The sequence below is a fragment of the Nonomuraea antimicrobica genome (assembly GCF_039536965.1).
Taxonomy (GTDB): Bacteria; Actinomycetota; Actinomycetes; order Streptosporangiales; family Streptosporangiaceae; genus Nonomuraea; species Nonomuraea antimicrobica.
This window is the reverse complement of sequence record NZ_BAAAZP010000102.1, coordinates 113,662-128,872: the sequence shown is the minus strand read 5'-3', so window position 1 is coordinate 128,872 and position 15,211 is coordinate 113,662. Positions and strand designations below refer to the sequence as shown.

At 71.9% G+C, this 15,211-nt stretch carries 16 protein-coding genes; 7 read left to right on the top strand and 9 right to left on the bottom strand.

The window, feature by feature from the left end:
• The first annotated feature begins 13 nt into the window (after positions 1–13).
• Together ABD844_RS29320 and ABD844_RS29315 are read left to right on the top strand one after the other, a co-directional pair.
• On the top strand, positions 14–415 hold the full coding sequence (locus ABD844_RS29320; protein ID WP_344885090.1) for a hypothetical protein: 402 nt from the start codon (positions 14–16) through the stop codon (positions 413–415).
• A complete protein-coding gene (locus ABD844_RS29315) occupies positions 412–1,911 on the top strand; it encodes a multicopper oxidase family protein (RefSeq protein ID WP_344885086.1) in 1,500 nt (499 codons plus the stop codon). Before ABD844_RS29320 ends, ABD844_RS29315 begins: the two co-directional genes overlap by 4 nt.
• Before the next feature lie 71 nt (positions 1,912–1,982).
• On the opposite strand, the gene ABD844_RS29310 is transcribed toward ABD844_RS29315, so the two are convergent.
• From ABD844_RS29310 to ABD844_RS29300, 3 genes are all read right to left on the bottom strand, one after another.
• On the bottom strand, positions 1,983–3,836 hold the full coding sequence (locus ABD844_RS29310; RefSeq protein WP_344885083.1) for a gamma-glutamyltransferase family protein: 1,854 nt from the start codon (positions 3,834–3,836) through the stop codon (positions 1,983–1,985).
• Between the two features lie 142 nt (positions 3,837–3,978).
• A complete protein-coding gene (locus ABD844_RS29305; RefSeq protein WP_344885080.1) occupies positions 3,979–4,719 on the bottom strand; it encodes a hypothetical protein in 741 nt (246 codons plus the stop codon).
• A complete protein-coding gene (locus tag ABD844_RS29300) occupies positions 4,706–5,218 on the bottom strand; it encodes a SigE family RNA polymerase sigma factor (RefSeq protein WP_344885077.1) in 513 nt (170 codons plus the stop codon). The genes ABD844_RS29305 and ABD844_RS29300 overlap by 14 nt, the downstream gene beginning before the upstream one ends.
• A 131-nt stretch (positions 5,219–5,349) precedes the next feature.
• On the opposite strand from ABD844_RS29300, the gene ABD844_RS29295 reads away from it, so the two are divergent.
• Positions 5,350–6,303, top strand: coding sequence for a hypothetical protein (locus tag ABD844_RS29295; RefSeq protein WP_344885074.1), 954 nt, complete (start codon positions 5,350–5,352; stop codon positions 6,301–6,303).
• A 145-nt stretch (positions 6,304–6,448) separates the two neighbouring features.
• Positions 6,449–7,339, top strand: a complete 891-nt coding sequence (locus ABD844_RS29285) for a PhzF family phenazine biosynthesis protein (RefSeq protein WP_344885068.1) — start codon at positions 6,449–6,451, stop codon at positions 7,337–7,339.
• A 50-nt stretch (positions 7,340–7,389) separates the two neighbouring features.
• On the opposite strand, the gene ABD844_RS29280 is transcribed toward ABD844_RS29285, so the two are convergent.
• The 4 genes from ABD844_RS29280 to ABD844_RS29265 all read right to left on the bottom strand — a co-directional run bounded on the left by ABD844_RS29280 (position 7,390) and on the right by ABD844_RS29265 (position 10,602).
• A complete protein-coding gene (locus ABD844_RS29280; protein ID WP_344885260.1) occupies positions 7,390–8,082 on the bottom strand; it encodes a cation efflux transmembrane domain-containing protein in 693 nt (230 codons plus the stop codon).
• Positions 8,083–8,153: 71 nt separating this feature from the next.
• Entirely contained in the window at positions 8,154–8,531 is a 378-nt protein-coding gene (locus ABD844_RS29275; protein WP_344885065.1) for an ArsR/SmtB family transcription factor, read from the bottom strand.
• Between the two features lie 67 nt (positions 8,532–8,598).
• The gene (locus ABD844_RS29270) at positions 8,599–9,261 is read right to left on the bottom strand and encodes a hypothetical protein (protein ID WP_344885062.1); all 663 of its coding nucleotides are present in this window, start codon (positions 9,259–9,261) and stop codon (positions 8,599–8,601) included.
• A gap of 42 nt (positions 9,262–9,303) precedes the next feature.
• Positions 9,304–10,602, bottom strand: a complete 1,299-nt coding sequence (locus tag ABD844_RS29265) for an aminotransferase class V-fold PLP-dependent enzyme (RefSeq protein WP_344885059.1) — start codon at positions 10,600–10,602, stop codon at positions 9,304–9,306.
• Positions 10,603–10,822: 220 nt separating this feature from the next.
• Here ABD844_RS29265 and ABD844_RS29260 point away from each other — a divergent pair, with 220 nt between their 5' ends.
• From ABD844_RS29260 to ABD844_RS29250, 3 genes are all read left to right on the top strand, one after another.
• The gene (locus tag ABD844_RS29260) at positions 10,823–11,236 is read left to right on the top strand and encodes a hypothetical protein (RefSeq protein WP_344885056.1); all 414 of its coding nucleotides are present in this window, start codon (positions 10,823–10,825) and stop codon (positions 11,234–11,236) included.
• Between the two features lie 95 nt (positions 11,237–11,331).
• Complete coding sequence (locus tag ABD844_RS29255) at positions 11,332–12,423, top strand: PLP-dependent cysteine synthase family protein (protein ID WP_344885053.1); 1,092 nt, start codon at positions 11,332–11,334, stop codon at positions 12,421–12,423.
• The gene (locus tag ABD844_RS29250) at positions 12,420–13,664 is read left to right on the top strand and encodes an MFS transporter (RefSeq protein ID WP_344885050.1); all 1,245 of its coding nucleotides are present in this window, start codon (positions 12,420–12,422) and stop codon (positions 13,662–13,664) included. Before ABD844_RS29255 ends, ABD844_RS29250 begins: the two co-directional genes overlap by 4 nt.
• Positions 13,665–13,713: 49 nt before the next feature.
• Here ABD844_RS29250 and ABD844_RS29245 read toward each other — a convergent pair whose 3' ends face one another.
• Together ABD844_RS29245 and ABD844_RS29240 are read right to left on the bottom strand one after the other, a co-directional pair.
• Positions 13,714–14,322 (bottom strand): copper resistance CopC family protein, encoded by a 609-nt coding sequence (locus ABD844_RS29245; RefSeq protein WP_344885047.1) that lies wholly within the window; start codon positions 14,320–14,322, stop codon positions 13,714–13,716.
• A gap of 240 nt (positions 14,323–14,562) precedes the next feature.
• Positions 14,563–15,177 carry a hypothetical protein gene (locus tag ABD844_RS29240; protein WP_344885044.1) on the bottom strand — a complete coding sequence of 205 codons (615 nt, stop codon included), beginning with the start codon at positions 15,175–15,177 and terminating at the stop codon, positions 14,563–14,565.
• Positions 15,178–15,211: the final 34 nt, after the last annotated feature.

Here is a 15,211-nt window from a genome sequence, read left to right as displayed (position 1 = left end):
GAGCATTCCTGCCATGAGCTCCACTAATCCCCTGCCGGGACCGCGCGGCTGGATCGTCTGGTCCCTGCGCGTGACCGCCACCGTCCACCTGGCGGGCGTGCTCGCGCAGGCCGCGCTCGCCGGGCTGTTCGTCACCGGCGACGTCGATCTGCTGACCTGGCACCGCGACAACGGCGGCGTCACCCACAGCGTGCTCTACCTGCAGCTCGTGGCGTCGATCCTGCTGTGGCGGCCGGGACGCGGCCCGGGATGGCCGGCCCTGGCCGGTCTGGGCCTGGTGGTGCTGGAGACGGGGCAGGTGGTGTTCGGGCAGTCGCGGATCCTCGCGCTGCACTTCCCGCTCGGGATGGCGATCTTCGGGCTGTCCGCCGTCTTCACCGCCTGGACCTGGCTCGCCTTCCGGAGGGCGGCATGAGGCGGGTCTCCCGGCGGACGTTCCTCGGCGCGCTGGGCGGGGCCGGGCTGGGCGCGGCGGGGCTGGGCGGCCTGGCCGGGTGCGGCCGCCTTCCCGAGAGGGCCGGAGAGCTGCTGGCCGGCGCAGCGCCGCTGCCGGAGCCGTTCACCGTGCCGCTGCCGATCCCCGAGGTGGCCCGGCCCGTGAGCCCCGGCCGGTACGAGGTGACGCAGCGGGTGGCCGCCGTCGAGATCCTGCCGGGCCTGCGTACCGAGGTGTGGGGGTACGGCGGCGCCTTCCCAGGCCCGACGTTCGAGCTGCGGCGCGGCACGCCCGTGACGATCACCGTACGCAACGAGCTGCCCGTGCCCACCTCCACCCACCTGCACGGCGGCGTCACCCCGCCCGACTCCGACGGTTACCCGACCGACCTCGTCGTGCCCGCGGGCCACTCCTCTCACCACTCCCACCCCGGCGAGGTGCTGCACCCGGTGACCAAGGACTACCGGTACCCGGTCGAGCAGCGGGCCGCCACGCTCTGGTACCACGACCACCGGATGGACTTCACCGCGCCGCAGGTGTGGCGCGGGCTGGCCGGGATGGCACTGGTGCGGGACGACGAGGAGGACGCGCTCCCGCTCCCCGGGGGCGAGCGGGAGCTGCCCCTCATGATCTGCGACCGGTCGTTCGACGAGGACGGCTCCTTCCGCTACCCGGACGGCGGGCATCACGGCGGCGCCGCGCTGGACGCCGAGTACCTGGAAGGCGTGGAGGGTGACGTGATCCTGGTCAACGGCGCGCCGTGGCCGGTGGCCGAGGTGAGCGCCACCCGCCACCGGCTGCGGCTGCTCAACGCCTCCAACGCCCGCCGGTACCGGCTCCGGCTGTCGCCGGGCGGACGGTTCACGCAGATCGGCAGCGACTCCGGCCTCCTGGCCGCACCCGTGGCGCACGACGAGCTGCCGATCTCCCCGGGCGAGCGGTACGACGTCGTCGTGGACTTCTCCGCCTACCCCGTCGGCACCGCCGTCACCCTGGTCAACACCCTGGCCGACGGGCCCGCGGGCAACGTCATGCGGTTCGTCGTCACCAGCAGAGGGCGTGACGACAGCGCGGTGCCGCCGGTCCTGTCACGTCCGCCCGACCGGCCGCGTCCCGTCGCGACGCGTACCTTCGACTTCCGCAGGACGGACGACGCCTGGACGATCAACGGCCTGCGCTACCGGCCCGGGGCGCCGCTGGCCCGCCCGCGCCTGGGCACCGCCGAGGTCTGGCGGCTGACCGGCGACTTCCACCATCCCGTGCACGTGCACCTGGCCCACTTCCAGGTGCTGGCCAGGAACGGCAGGCCACCGGCCGCCACGGACGCGGGCTGGAAGGACACCGTCGACGTGCGGCCGTACGAGGTCGTGGACGTGCTCGCCCGCTTCGACGGCCACCGGGGCCTGTACATGCTGCACTGCCACAACCTGGAGCACGAGGACATGGCGATGATGGCCGACTTCGAGGTGATCTAGCACTCAGGGCGGGGCGGGAGGCGCACGTGGACCGGCCACCGGCGCAGGCCCGCGCCGATGGCCGGCGCCCGTCACCAGCCTCCGGCGTGCCCGTCCTTGCGCGGGTCGGAGCCGGCCCGGTAGACGCCGTTCACCGGGCGCTCGTACGCCTCACCCGTGCGCGGACCGTCGCCCTTCGGCAGGATGGGCTCCGGCAGGCGCGGATCCGGCTCGAACAGGATCCCCTGATAGCCGCCCGCGTGGCCGTTGGCCCGGTTGAGCCGGTGGCCCATCTCCTGGAGTCTCGGCCCGACGAGGTCGTACAGGTACGTGTCCAGGCTGGTGACGTCGTTCTCCTGGCTGTGGTCGAAGCGGGCGACGTCGGTCGTGGCCTGGACGTTCATGCCGAGATCGATCAGGTTGACCACGTGCTGCGCGTGGGCCTGCGGCTGGGTGCCGCCGCCCATGTTCCCGAAGGCCATCACCGGCCGGCGGTCTTTGGTGAGGAAGCCGGCGATGATCGTGATGAACGGCCGCTTGCGCGGCTCCACCACGTTGGGGTGGGCCTCGTCGAGCGTGAAGCCGGACCCCCGGTTGGCCAGCGCGAACCCGTAGCCGGGCACGGTGACCTTGGAACCGAAGCTGGAGTAGACGCTGTTGACCAGGGAGACCATGTTGCCCCAGCGGTCCGCCGTGGCGAAGTAGACCGTGCTGCCCTGGTCGGAGCCGGTGACCTCGAGCGGCGTCGCGCGGTCGGGGTCGATCCTGTCGCACAGCGTCGCCGCGTACTCCTTGGAGAGCAGGCGGTCGAGCGGAGGCGGGTCGAACTTGGGGTCGGCGTTGTAGCGGTGCAGGTCGGAGTAGGCGAGCTTCTTGGCCTCGATGAGGAGGTGCCAGTAGCGCGGGTCACGCGGACCCAGCTCGGCCAGGTCGAGGCCGAGCCGCGGGGCGCACACGTCGAGGACGTTCAGCAGCTCCAGGGCCGCGAATCCCTGGCCGGGCGGCGGCAGTTGGTGCACCTGGTAGCCGTGGTAGTCGGTGGAGAGCGGCGTCACCCATTCCGACTGGTACTGCGCGAGGTCGTCCGCCGCGATCACCCCGCCCGCGGTCCTCGACTTCGCCACGATGGCCCTGGCGATCGGGCCCTTGTAGAAGGCGTCCCGCCCGTCCTTCTGGATCAGGCGCAGCGCGCGTGCCAGGTCGGGGTTGCGGAAGACGCTGTACAGCTCGGGCGCCTGCCCGCCGGGCAGCCACGTCCGCGCCGAGTCGGGGTCCTCCCTGAGCGCGTTGGCCGACGACCTCCATTGGCCGTGCATCACCTCGTGGATGGCGAAGCCGTCCTCCGCGTACGAGGCGGCCGGCTCCAGCACCTCCTTGAACCCCATGCTGCCGAAGCGCTTCAGCAGCGCGTCCCAGCCGGAGACGGTGCCGGGGACGACCGCCGAGTTGATCCCCCTGCCGGGGACCTCGTCGACGCCGAGCGTGTTCCTGAAGTAGCCGACCGTCCACGCCTTGGGCGCCCAGCCGCTGGACGCCAGCGAGTAGAGCTTCCTGTCCTTCGCCGACCAGACGATCGCGAACAGGTCACCGCCGAGACCCGTGCTCATGGGCTCGACGGTGCCCAGCGTCGCCGACGCGGCGACGGCGGCGTCGACCGCGTTCCCGCCGGCCAGCAGGATCCGCTCCGCCGCGGCGGTGGCCAGCGGGTTGCTCGTGGCGGCGACGCCGTTGCGCGCCAGGACCTCCGAGCGCGTCTGGTCCAGGTATCCGGCGGGTCGGGTCGCCGGAACCGCCTTGTTGTTCACTCCGGGATTGGGCGTCGCGGCGTTCGGCCTGCCGAACGGGGTCTCGGAGCCTGGTCGAGGTTGGGCGAGCCCCGTTCCGGGGCCCGCGTTGAGCAGGAGGAGGATCGCGGCGGCTGCCAGAAGTCGGCCTGCGCGTCTCATGGGTCTCCCTCTCCGCCTGGGTGCCCGGTGATTCACATACCGCATACAGAATGTGACATACGAACCAGACCGCTGCAATAGACCCATAGTCGGATCCCCTGTCGGATCCTCCGCCGGGGCGGCGTGCCCCCTAACCGGCCGGTCAGTCCACGGCGGTCAGCCCTTCCGCGATCTTGCGCAGCTCGCGGTTCACAGCCGCGTCATCGGCGAACTCCTTGACGTACGTGGGGCTGAACATGATCTGTGCCCGCCGCTGGTCACCCATGTCCAGGATGAGCGTGGGGGTGCCCTTCCCTCCGTCCTCGCCGACCCCCGCGACGACCAGGTACCCGGTCCGGTCGCCGATGGTCACACTTTCGCCCTCCCCCTCGTCGCGGTACACCTGCACGCTGTTGTCGACCTCCAGGACGGCGTCGCCCTCGTGCACGTAGATCTGGACGCAGTAGAAGCCGTTCTTGTCGCCGTCGAAGTTCCACGAGGTCGTGTACCGGTCGCCGTAGTTCACGGACCAGTTGGACCACTGCAGGCCCTCGGGCAGGTAGCCCACCTTGACCCGCCCGAACTCCCGCCCGTCGCCCAGATCCCCGAAGCTCGGCGGCTCGGACGGCATGGACGGGGTGTCGTCGATCGCGGGCGGCGCGGGCGTCTCGGACGCGACGGGCGTCTCGGAGACGTCGGGCGTGCTCATGGCGCCCGGGGCCACCGTCAGGTAGAGGGGCCCGGTCGCGAGCACGGCCAGCGACGCGGCCACGGCCGCGATCCTGCCCCGCCGTCTCTTCCGCCGCGTGGAACGGACGACCCGCTCCGCGAGGTCGGGGGCGGGGACCAGCCTCGCGGTCTCATCCGCCATGATCTGCCGGATCCGGTCCTCAAGCGTGGGCATTCCCGATCACTCCTTCCAGGGACGTCTCACCGAGCGCCGTACGCAGCTTGGCCATCGCCTTCGACGCCTGACTCTTCACCGTGCCGATCGTGCAGCCGAGGACCTCAGCGGTCTGCGCCTCGCTGAGGTCCTCCCAGTACCGCAGGACGATCACCGCCCGCTGCCGGGGCGGCAGGCCGCGCAGCGCGTCCATGAGCACGTGGCGCAGGTCGACGTCGGTCGATCTGGCCGGGCGCTCCGGCGGGACGCGTACCGGGACGATGTTCAGGATCGCCCGTCTGCGTGCCCGGCTGATGGCGGTGTTGATGATGACCCTGCGCACGTAGGGCTCGGGGGTGTCGTGCCGTACCCGGTCCCAGTTCCGATAGGTGCGCTCCAGCGCCGTCTGCAGCAGGTCCTCCGCCTCCGCCTGGTCTCCGCAGGCGAGGTAGGCGACCCGCAGCAGGGTCGTGGCCCGCGCGGCCACGAAGGCGCCGAAGTCGTGCTCCGCGCCGCTCACTGCTGTCTGTCCAATTCCACGCCCCCTAATACGCCTCGGCCGCACAGGCAGTTGCCTGCGTGCCGCGGGCAACCTCGGGCGGCGCCCAAGCGTATTGGCAGGATGTCGGGTTCGAACGTTCTGGAGGAAGCATGAAATTCACGACCACATCGGTCCGGCCGCTCCTCGCGGTCGGGGCCGGCCTGGCCGTGGCGGGCGCCGCCCTGCTCCCGAGCCTGCCGAGCCACGCGCAGGCGCCGACGCGGTCCACGACCGCGAGTTCGGCTCCTCCGCAGGGCGCGTACTGGCATACGAGGACGCTGTTGAAACGCACCAGCCCGCGTCAGCTCGGCAGAGGGGCCAACCGCTACTGGGTGGTGGAGCAGCACCTCCTGGAGGGCTGGACCACGCCCGAGGGCAAGTCCTGGTACGGGTCGCGGCAGCCGGGGGCCTACCCGAAGAGCGCGGCGGACCGGGCCGCGTGGCGCCGCGACGGCTCACCGGCCCAGTGGTCCCGCACCGCCGACGGCCAGGTCGTGAAGCTGTCCACCAAACCGACCCGCGGCCACGTCACCCCGGGGGTGGGACAGACCCCGTTCATGCTGGGCGGGCAGAAACTGACGTACGACGAGGTCCAGCGGCTCCCCGCGGACCCGGACGGGCTGAAGTCCTGGCTGGGGGAGGCCGCGCGGGTCGCGCAGGAGATGGACGTGGACAGCAGCGTCACCGAGTCGCTGCGCGACCTCTTCCACCGGCTGCCCGCGCCCAAGGAGGTGCGCGCCGCCGCCTACCAGGCCCTGCTGACGAGGCCGAACGTCCGCTCCCTTGGGACGGTCAAGGACGACGCGGGCAGGACCGGCACGGCCGTCAGGATCGACCGCCCGCAGGCCACGGGGGACTCGGCGGCAAAGGAAAAGGGCGTGCGGCCGAAGGACGACCACAAGGTGTGGAACGTCCTGATCATCGACACCGGCACGATGCTCCTGCTGTCGGAAAGCGGGACGGTCACGATCGACGGCAAGGAGTTCCCGAACAAGACCTACACCAACCTCCTGCTCCAGGTCGGCTGGACCGACGCCGCCCCGGCGGTACCCGCCCTGCCGTAGCGGAGCCGCGCTCAGGCGTCACCCGGCTGTTTCCTGACCCGGTGGTGCAGATGGGTGGCGTCGGGGGTGGGGACCCCGCCCGCACCACCATCGGCGTGGCCGCGTTGCCGCTGGGCGCGGCCGTGGAGATGGACCTGGTGGCAGCGTGACGACGAACTGGGAGTTCACGCTGGTCGACGTGTTCAGCGACCGCCCGTTCGGCGGCAACCAGCTCGCGGTGTTCCCCGACGCCGAGGGCATCCCCGAGGAGACCATGCAGCAACTGGCGCGCGAGTTCGGCTTCTCCGAGACCACCTTCGTGCTGCCGGCCCGCGATCCCGCGCACACCTGCCAGGTCCGGATCTTCACCCCCGACCAGGAGCTGCCGTTCGCCGGTCACCCCACCGTGGGCACCGCGGCCGTCCTGGCGAACACCGGTGACCAGGGCGCCACCGAGCGGCGGTTCGTGTTCGAGGAGGGCATCGGGCCGGTCGCCGTCGCCGTGGACGGGCCCCTCATCCGGCTGCTCCTGCGCTCCCCCGACTACCTGAGCACCGGCGAGGATCCACCGGCCGGCGCGATCGCCAAGGCCCTGGCGCTCCCCGAGGACGCCATCGTCGACAGTTGGTACGCGGGCGTGGGCCTGAGGTTCTGCTTCGTTCGGCTGGCCGATCGGGAGCTGGTGGACCGCGCCGCCCTGGACAAGGCCGCCTGGGAGGCCACCATCGCCGACGGCTGGTCTCCGCAGTTGTACGTCTTCGCCGGAGAATGGCGCGACGGCGCGCACCTGTACGCCCGCTCCTTCGCGCCCGCGCTCGGCGTGGACGAGGACCCCGCCACCGGATCGGCCTGCGCCGCGCTGGTGGCCGGCCTCGCCCAGCGGTCACCGCAACGAGATGGCACCTGGCGCGTGCAGGTCGAGCAGGGCGTGGCCATGGGCCGCCGCAGCGCCCTGGAGGGGACCGCCCGCAAGCGGGACGGCCTGCTCCAGGAGGTCACCGTCGGCGGACACGCCACCATCGTCGGCAACGGCACCATGCTGCTCCCCGCACCCTAGCCCTGTCACCGCCGCCGGGCCCGTGACCTTCAGGGGTCGGCGCTCCTCGTTCAGGTGGGTGAGCAGCAGCCGTCCGCGCACTCGCCGGACCCGGCGGCGGCGGAGATCGACCCGGCCGGTGGGGCGCAGCAGGCGTCTCCGCGCCAGGCTTCGCGGCCCTCCTTCACGGCCACGGCGGCGATGACCAGGGCGGCGATCGGATCGGCCCACGACCAGCCGAACAGGCTGTTGAGCGCGAGCCCTGCCAGCAGCACCCCGGACAGGTACGTGCACAGCAGCGTCTGCTTGGAGTCGGCCACTGCCGAGGCCGAGCCGAGTTCGCGACCGGCGCGGCGCTGGGCGTACGACAGGAAGGGCATGATCAGCAGCGACAGGGCGGCCAGGATCAGGCCGGGCGTGGAGTGCTCGGCTTCGCCCGCGCCGAGCAGGGCGCGTACGGCGTCGAAGGACACGTACGCGGCCAGGGCGAAGAAGGAGATCGCGATGACGCGCAGGGCGGCGCGCTCGCGGCGCTCGTGGTCGGCGGTGGAGAACTGCCAGGCGAGCGCGGTCGCGGAGGCGACCTCGACGACGGAGTCGAGGCCGAAGCCGATCAGCGCGGTCGAGGAGGCCAGCGTGCCCGCGGTGATGGCGACGGCCGCCTCGATCACGTTGTAGGTGATGGTGGCGGCGACCAGGAGCCGGATGCGCCGCTGGAGCGAGGCGCGCCGGGCCGGGGAGAGACTCCGGCCGGACACGGACAGGATCGGCACGGACAGGATCGGTACGGACGTGGTCGGCGCATCCGGGTTCGGCACGGAGGGGGTCGGCGTGGTCACGACACCGTCTCCCCTGCCTGCTCGTGGGCGGGGCGCAGCGTGACGGTGTGGCCCGTGGCGGCCAGGAGGTGTTCGGCGGAGGCGAGGAGATCCATCAGTTCGGGACGGGTGAGGGAGTAGAAGGACTGGCGACCCTGGGCGCGGTAGTCGACCAGGCCGCAGTCACGCAGGCAGGCCAGATGCTTGGACACCGTGGACTGCGCGAGCCCCAGCTCGGTGGTCAGGTCGACCACGCGGGCCTCGCCGCGCGTCAGGCGCTGCACGATGCGCAGCCGGGTCTCGTCGGCCAGGGACTGGAACAGCGCCGCCGCAGGAGGGATCCCCGCCGCGATGTCCGCGCTCACACAACGGCCGCTCTCACTATCAATCGCCATATTACGATGATAGCGCCAGAATCGCATTTGACCGCAAGCCCCGATCGCAGGGGAGCCCCGTTCGCCGTCAGGGGGCGGGACGACGGCGGCGGACGACGAGCGCGGCCGTCATGACGAGCGCGACGACCACGGCCGCGCCCGCCACGATCCACCCCCAGGCGGACCCTGACGGCTCACCGGCGGCTCCGGCGTTGCCCGGCGAGGGCGCGTTCACCCTGGTGGGAGCGCCCAGGGCGGTGATCAGCTCGGCGTCGACAGGACCCGCGAGGCTCTCGTGCCCGGAGGCCCGCTCGTCGCCGGGCCGCAGTGGGCCGGAGCCCGGGTCGACCGGGACGTTGCCCGCGCACAGCGAAGACGACAGGACCGTTTCCGGAGCCTTCTGCACGAGTCCGGAAGCGTCCGAGTCGGCGAAGACGAGATAGCGCCCGCCCTTGCCGAACGCGTACCCGCACGAGGCGCTGTCGGCGTTGGTGGCGACCACGAACTCGGCGGCGGCAGCGCCCTTGTACACGTTGTCCGCCCGGAACGTGTAGACGATCGGCGGCCGTGGGCCGAAGGGATCGGCCGCACCCGCGCGGACGTTCACGACGGTGCCGGTGAAGACCGCCTCCGCGTGGCCCATCGACTCCGCCGGTGCGAGGTCCGCGCAGTCGCAGGCGCGGGCGGCCGTGGACGTGCCCACGACGAAGGCGGCGACGAGAGCGAGGAGGGCGAGCAGTCGCAGCGTCATGCCCCTACCACGTACGGCCCGGCGGCAACGGTTCAGCACGTGTCAGTGGCGACGGGAGACGCCCCGCAGGGCGGCCACGAGCCGGTCCACGTCGTCGGCCGAGGTGAACAAGGCCGGTGTCACCCGTACCGCATCGCCGCCGCTCATGCCCTTGCGTGCCACGGTGAAGATCCGGTGCCGCTTCATCAGCTCGTCGGCGAGGGCGAGGTTGTCGGCCTCGGAGATACGGCCCCGCACGCGGAAGGCGGTGATGGCGCCGTACATGTCCGGCTCCTCAGGGGTGAGGACGTCGAAGCCGCCGAGGTCGCGTACCTGGTGGACCCAGCGGTCGCGCAGATACCGCAGGCGGGCCTGCTTGGCCTGCGCGCCGAGGGACTCGTGGAAGTCGAGGGCGGCGTCCACGGTGAGGAAGGGGGCGACGTTCATGGTGCCGGAGTGGACGCGGGAGCGGATGTCGGTGGCGGGATAGGTCTCGTCGGCGTAAGCCGGGTCGATGTCGGGCAGGCGGTGCTCGCGGATGTAGATGAACCCGGCTCCCAGCGGCACGCCCATCCACTTGTGCAGGGAGAACGCGGCGAAGTCGGCGTCGAGGCCGGTCAGGGTGAAGTCGAGTTGCCCCCACGAGTGCGCGGCGTCCACGATCACGTCGACGTCGCGGCTGCGGGCCATGGCCATGATCTGGCGGACCGGCGCCACCAGGCCGGTGCGGTTGTTCATGTGGCTGAGCAGCAGCAGCCGCACCCCCGGGTGGTCGCGCAGGGCCCGCTCGTACGTGTCGAGCACCGCCCGCCGGGTGGCCGGTTCCGGAATGACGATCCGGACGACGCGGACGCCGCGCCGCTCACGCAGCCAGTTCATCGCGTACTGGGCGCTGTGGTAGTCCAGGTCGGCGTACATGACGGCGTCGCCGGGGCGCAGGCGGCGGTAGCCGGAGATCAGGTTCTGCAGCGCCTCGGTGCCGCCCCGGGTCAGCGCGATCTCGTTCCCGGTGACGCCGAGCAGCGCGGCGATGCGGTCACGGACCTCGTCGGCACGCGGCTTGTACGCCGTGCGCAGCAGATGGGAGCTGTGCTCGTTGAGGTGGTCGACCTGGCCGTGGTAGGCCCGGCGGACGGGCTCGGGCATGATGCCGTAGTAGCCGTTCTCCAGGTTGACGAAGTCCGGGCTCACCCGGAACTGCCGGGCGACGGAGGCCCAGAAGCGCTCGTCCTCGGCCAGCCGCGCGGCGGTGACGGCGGCAGGCGCGCGCGGCGGCGGCTCGGCGGCGGCGGGGCGGGCGTTCATGGCACCGGCGGCCAGCGCTCCGGCCCCGGCGATGATCCGACGTCTGGACAAGGTCATGGCGGACTCCACCTGAGATGGCAGCGGGCTGGCCGGTTTGTTGGGAAATGCACTATAAATGCCGCGTCCCCGCTGCGACGTCGGCGTGAATGAGGCAACATTTTCCCGAGTGAATGGTCCTCATCGACGCGCCCGGCCGATCGGATAAGGGCGCGTTCTTTACCGGAACCTTTGTCGTTGATGGGCGCAGACCATCAACCCGAGGGCATGATTGCCGATGATGCTCACGACACGAACGACAGCTTCTCGCCGCCCGGCCGCATTCGGCGCCGGTCGGCTGCTGAGCCCCGTCGTGCTCGTGATCGCCCTCGTCATCGGCACGGTGTTCGCGCACGGCGGCGCCTGCGCGGCGGTGGAGCTGTCGGAGCCGGTGGCCCACGGGGTCCACTTCGAAAGCGGCGCCGTCCAGGAGAGCGCGCACTGCCTGCACAACCAACTGCCCGAGCACCACCGGCATGGCACCGAGCAGGACTTCTCGGCGACCGGCCCGGCCGCGACGCCCAGCTCCACCACCGCACCCGCGGCCCCGCCCGGCTGCTCCATGGGGGAAGCCGGGCACGCGCCGCAGGCTTGCGGGGGCCTTGCCCGCCTCGTGGGCGCCCATCCGGAAACTCTCTGCGTGATGCGCATATAGGACGACGGCCGATATTCGTCGTCCACCGGTCCACTCCGATCCGTGGCGGTTCCGTCATGCCGTGGATCACGCGTATTCACTTCGGGGATTGAGCAATGTCGTCCAATGTCGTTCTCGCGCGCCCGCAAGCGGCGCCACAAATCGGATATTCCTCGCTCTCGCTTACCGTCGGCAATACTCCGCTCGCCTATGTGTCGGCGCCTTTCGTGCCGGGAGGGGGTGGGTTCTGGGCCAAGCTCGAAGGCTTCAACCCGGGCGGGATCAAGGACCGCCCCGCCCTGCACATGGTGCGCAGGGCGCGGGCTCGGGGAGACCTCCGGCCGGGTGGCACCATCGTCGAGTCCACCAGTGGGACGCTGGGCCTCGGCCTGGCCCTGGCCGGCATCGTGTTCGGCCACCCGGTCGTACTCGTGGCAGACCCCGGCATGGAGCCGCTCATGTGCCGCCTCCTCACCTCCTACGGCGTCCGCCTGGAGATCGTGACCGAGCCGCATCCGGTCGGCGGCTGGCAGCAGGCCCGGCGCGAACGCGTACGGCGCCTGCTCGCGGAGATCCCGGGGTCCTACTGCCCCGACCAGTACAACAACCCGGACAACGTCGACGCCTACGCCGGGCTGGCGCACGAGTTGCTCGGCCGGTTGCCCCACATCGACACGCTGGTGTGCTCGGTCGGCACCGGCGGGCACAGCGCGGGCATCCACAAGGTGCTGCGCGGCCACTTCCCCGACCTGAGACTGGTGGGCGTCGACACGATCGGCTCGACCATCTTCGGCCAGCCCCCGCGGACGCGGCTGATGCGCGGGCTCGGCTCCAGCATCCACCCGCGCAACGTCGCCTACGACGCCTTCGGTGAGGTGCACTGGGTCAGCCCGGCCGAGGCGGTGTGGGCCTGCCGCACCCTGGCCGCCCGCCAGTACGTGACGGGCGGATGGAGCACCGGCGCCGTCACGCTGGTGGCGCGCTGGCTGGCCCGCACCGCGCCGGAGCAGTCCATCGTCGCGATCTTTCCCGACGGGCCCTGGCGGTACTGGAACACCGTCTTCGACGACGAGTACTGCCGCGCCCACGGCCTGCTCGGCGAGACTCCCGCCGACGAGCCCGACGAGCTGCGCGTCCCCGGCGAGCGCGAGGTGCACCGCTGGACGCGCTGCGCGAACGTGACCGACCCGCTGGCAGACACCCGATGAGCGGCACGCTGCGGGAGTTCCGCTCCTTCGACCGGCCGATCCAGCTCCTGCAGATCAACCAGGCGGGCATCAACCTCGGCTTCTACCTGCTGATGCCGTATCTCGCCCAGCATCTCTCGGCCAGCGCAGGTCTGGCGGCCTGGGCGATCGGGCTCCTCCTCGGGCTGCGGAACCTGAGCCAGCAGGGCATGTTCCTGATCGGCGGCACGTTGGCCGACCGGCTCGGCTACAAGCCCATGATCATGCTGGGGTGCGCGTTGCGTACGGTCGGGTTCGCGATGTTCGGGCTCACCACGTCGCTGCCGATGCTCATCGTGGCCGCGGCGGTGACCGGGTTCGCGGGGGCGCTGTTCAACCCGGCGGCCCGCGCCTACCTGGCCGTGGCGGCAGGAGAGCGCAAGGTGGCGGCGTTCGCCGTCTTCAACGTGTTCTACCAGGGTGGCATCCTGCTCGGCCCGCTCGCCGGGATCGCCCTGCTGAACAGCGGGTTCACGACCGTCTGCCTGGCCGCGGCGGGCATCTTCGCGGTGCTCACCGTCCTTCAGGGCCTGTGCCTGCCCGCCCGGCGCGGCCCGGCGCCGTCGGACCGGCCGGTGCTGCGGGACTGGCGGCAGGCGTTCGGCGACCGCGCGTTCGTCTCCTTCGCGGCGGCGATGATCGCCTCGTACGCGCTGTCGTACCAGATGTATCTGGCCCTGCCGCTCGAAGTGCAGCGCGTGGGCGGTGGGCAGGCGGGGGTGATGGCCCTGTACGCGGTCTCCGCGCTGCTCGGCATCGCCGGTCAGGTACGCCTCACCGCCTGGTGCTCGGCCCGGTGGACCCGCGGTCAGGCCATCGCCCGCGGCCTGGCGCTCATGGGAGTCGCCTTCCTGCCTCTGGCGGCCATGGCGGACCTGTCGCCGCCGGTGGTGTGGGCGATGGCCCCGGTGGTGGCCTGCACCCTGCTGATCACCGTGGGGTCGCTGATCGCGTTCCCGTTCGAGATGGCCACCATCGCCGACATGGCGGGGGACCGGCTGATCGGCACCTACTACGGCCTGTACAACCTGCTGTCCGGAGTGGGCATCCTCGCCGGGAACGTGCTGGCGGGCACCACGATGGACGTCGCCCGCGCGTACGGCTTGGCCTGGCTGCCATGGGCGCTGCTGACCGTCGCCGGCCTGCTCTCCGCGGCGGCGATCACGCGTTTGGAGCGCCGCGAACGGCTCCCCCGCGTCGGCCCTGTCACCGCCGCGGCCTGAGGACGGGGGGCCCTGGTGTGGCCGGTCACCGGCCACACCAGGGTCGCGGTCAGGAGCTGTCGGAGCCGGTACGGCGGCGACCCCCGAAGAAGATCGCCACACCGCCGAGGACGAGCGCTCCGGCGGCGATCCACAGCCAGCCGGGCACGCCGCCACCCTCCTGCTCGGCCGCGACCGGCGCACCCGCGGGCGAGGCGGGCGGCGCGGAGGCCGTCGGCGGGGTTTCCGATGGCACGGGTGAAGGTTCCGTCGTGCTGGGACTGGGACTGGGGCTGGGGCTGGGCGGGGCGGTCAGGGTGAAGCGGATCTCGCCCTGGATGGGGTGGCCGTCGGAGGAGACCACCCGCCAGGCGATCCGGTAGCGGCCCGCGGCCAGTTCGCCTTCGGGCTCGGCGAAGACCTTGACGCCCTCCGTACGGGGCTTGCCGAGGGGAACGCGCTCGCCGTCCGGGCCCTCCAGCACGATCGTGGGCATGGTCATGCGCGCGGTGAACTCGAGCTCGATCGTCTCCACGCTCTCGACCTTGGCGTTGTCGGCCGGGGAGCTGGACTTGAGCCTGTCATGCGCCAGCGCCGCGGGAGCGGTGAGCAGCAGCACCATGGCGGCGCCGACCGCTGAGGCCAGAGTGCGGCGGACGAGGGTGGGAAAGTGAGTCAAGTGCGGACTCCGAAGACTAGATGGTGAGACGCGCCGCCTGTCGGCGGCGCACGGCGACGCACGCACCACGCGGCGATACCCGCACGGCATGGTGGGCGCTCGCGGGGCCATGAAGGCCGCGAGCGGCGGATGGACATTCGTTCGTGAGGCCGCCGTCTCAGATCGGCCATCTCAGATCGGCCGTCTCGGATCGGCGGCCTCGGATCAGGGCCTCGGATCAGCGGTCTCAGATCGGCGGTCTCAGATCAGCGGCAGGGCGGCAACCCTCGGCGGGCCCTGGGGCGGGCCTCGGCGCGACACGACTCGTACGAGCGACGCCGGGACGCGGCGGGCCGTCTCCGGCCAGACCGGCACGACAGCAGGGCCGGTCGCCACCGCCGTCCGCACCGGTACGGCGAGCGCCGCCACCACCAGGCCGCACCATCCGGCGACCCGGACGGCGGCCAGCCGCAGCAGCGCGGCCAGCGCCGCCTCACCACGGGCCAGCCACCAACTCGACCCCACGGCCACCGCGACGTGGATCAGCACCATGCCGGATCCTGCGCCGTGTTCGTGACCCGCCGGATCGAACGTGATCGACGGCACCAGGGTCGACGCGACATCGTCGGGCGTGGCGAACAGCCGGTGCAGCCCGTATTGGGAGAGACCGCACAGGGCCAGCAGCGTCGGCCCGCCGCGCTGCCTGGCGCCCAGGGCGTAGGCGGTCGCCCAGGTCGCCACCACCGCGAGGCCGAGCGCCTGCGGTCTGATGGCACCGCCCCCGACCAGCAGGTGCAGGGCGGCCGAGGCAAGGATGCAGATCGCCGCGAACGCCGCGGCGCGCAACGCGCGGATCACAGGGCGGCCGACCTCCACGCCGCCATCCTGCCAGAGCGCGTGACGCCCGTCG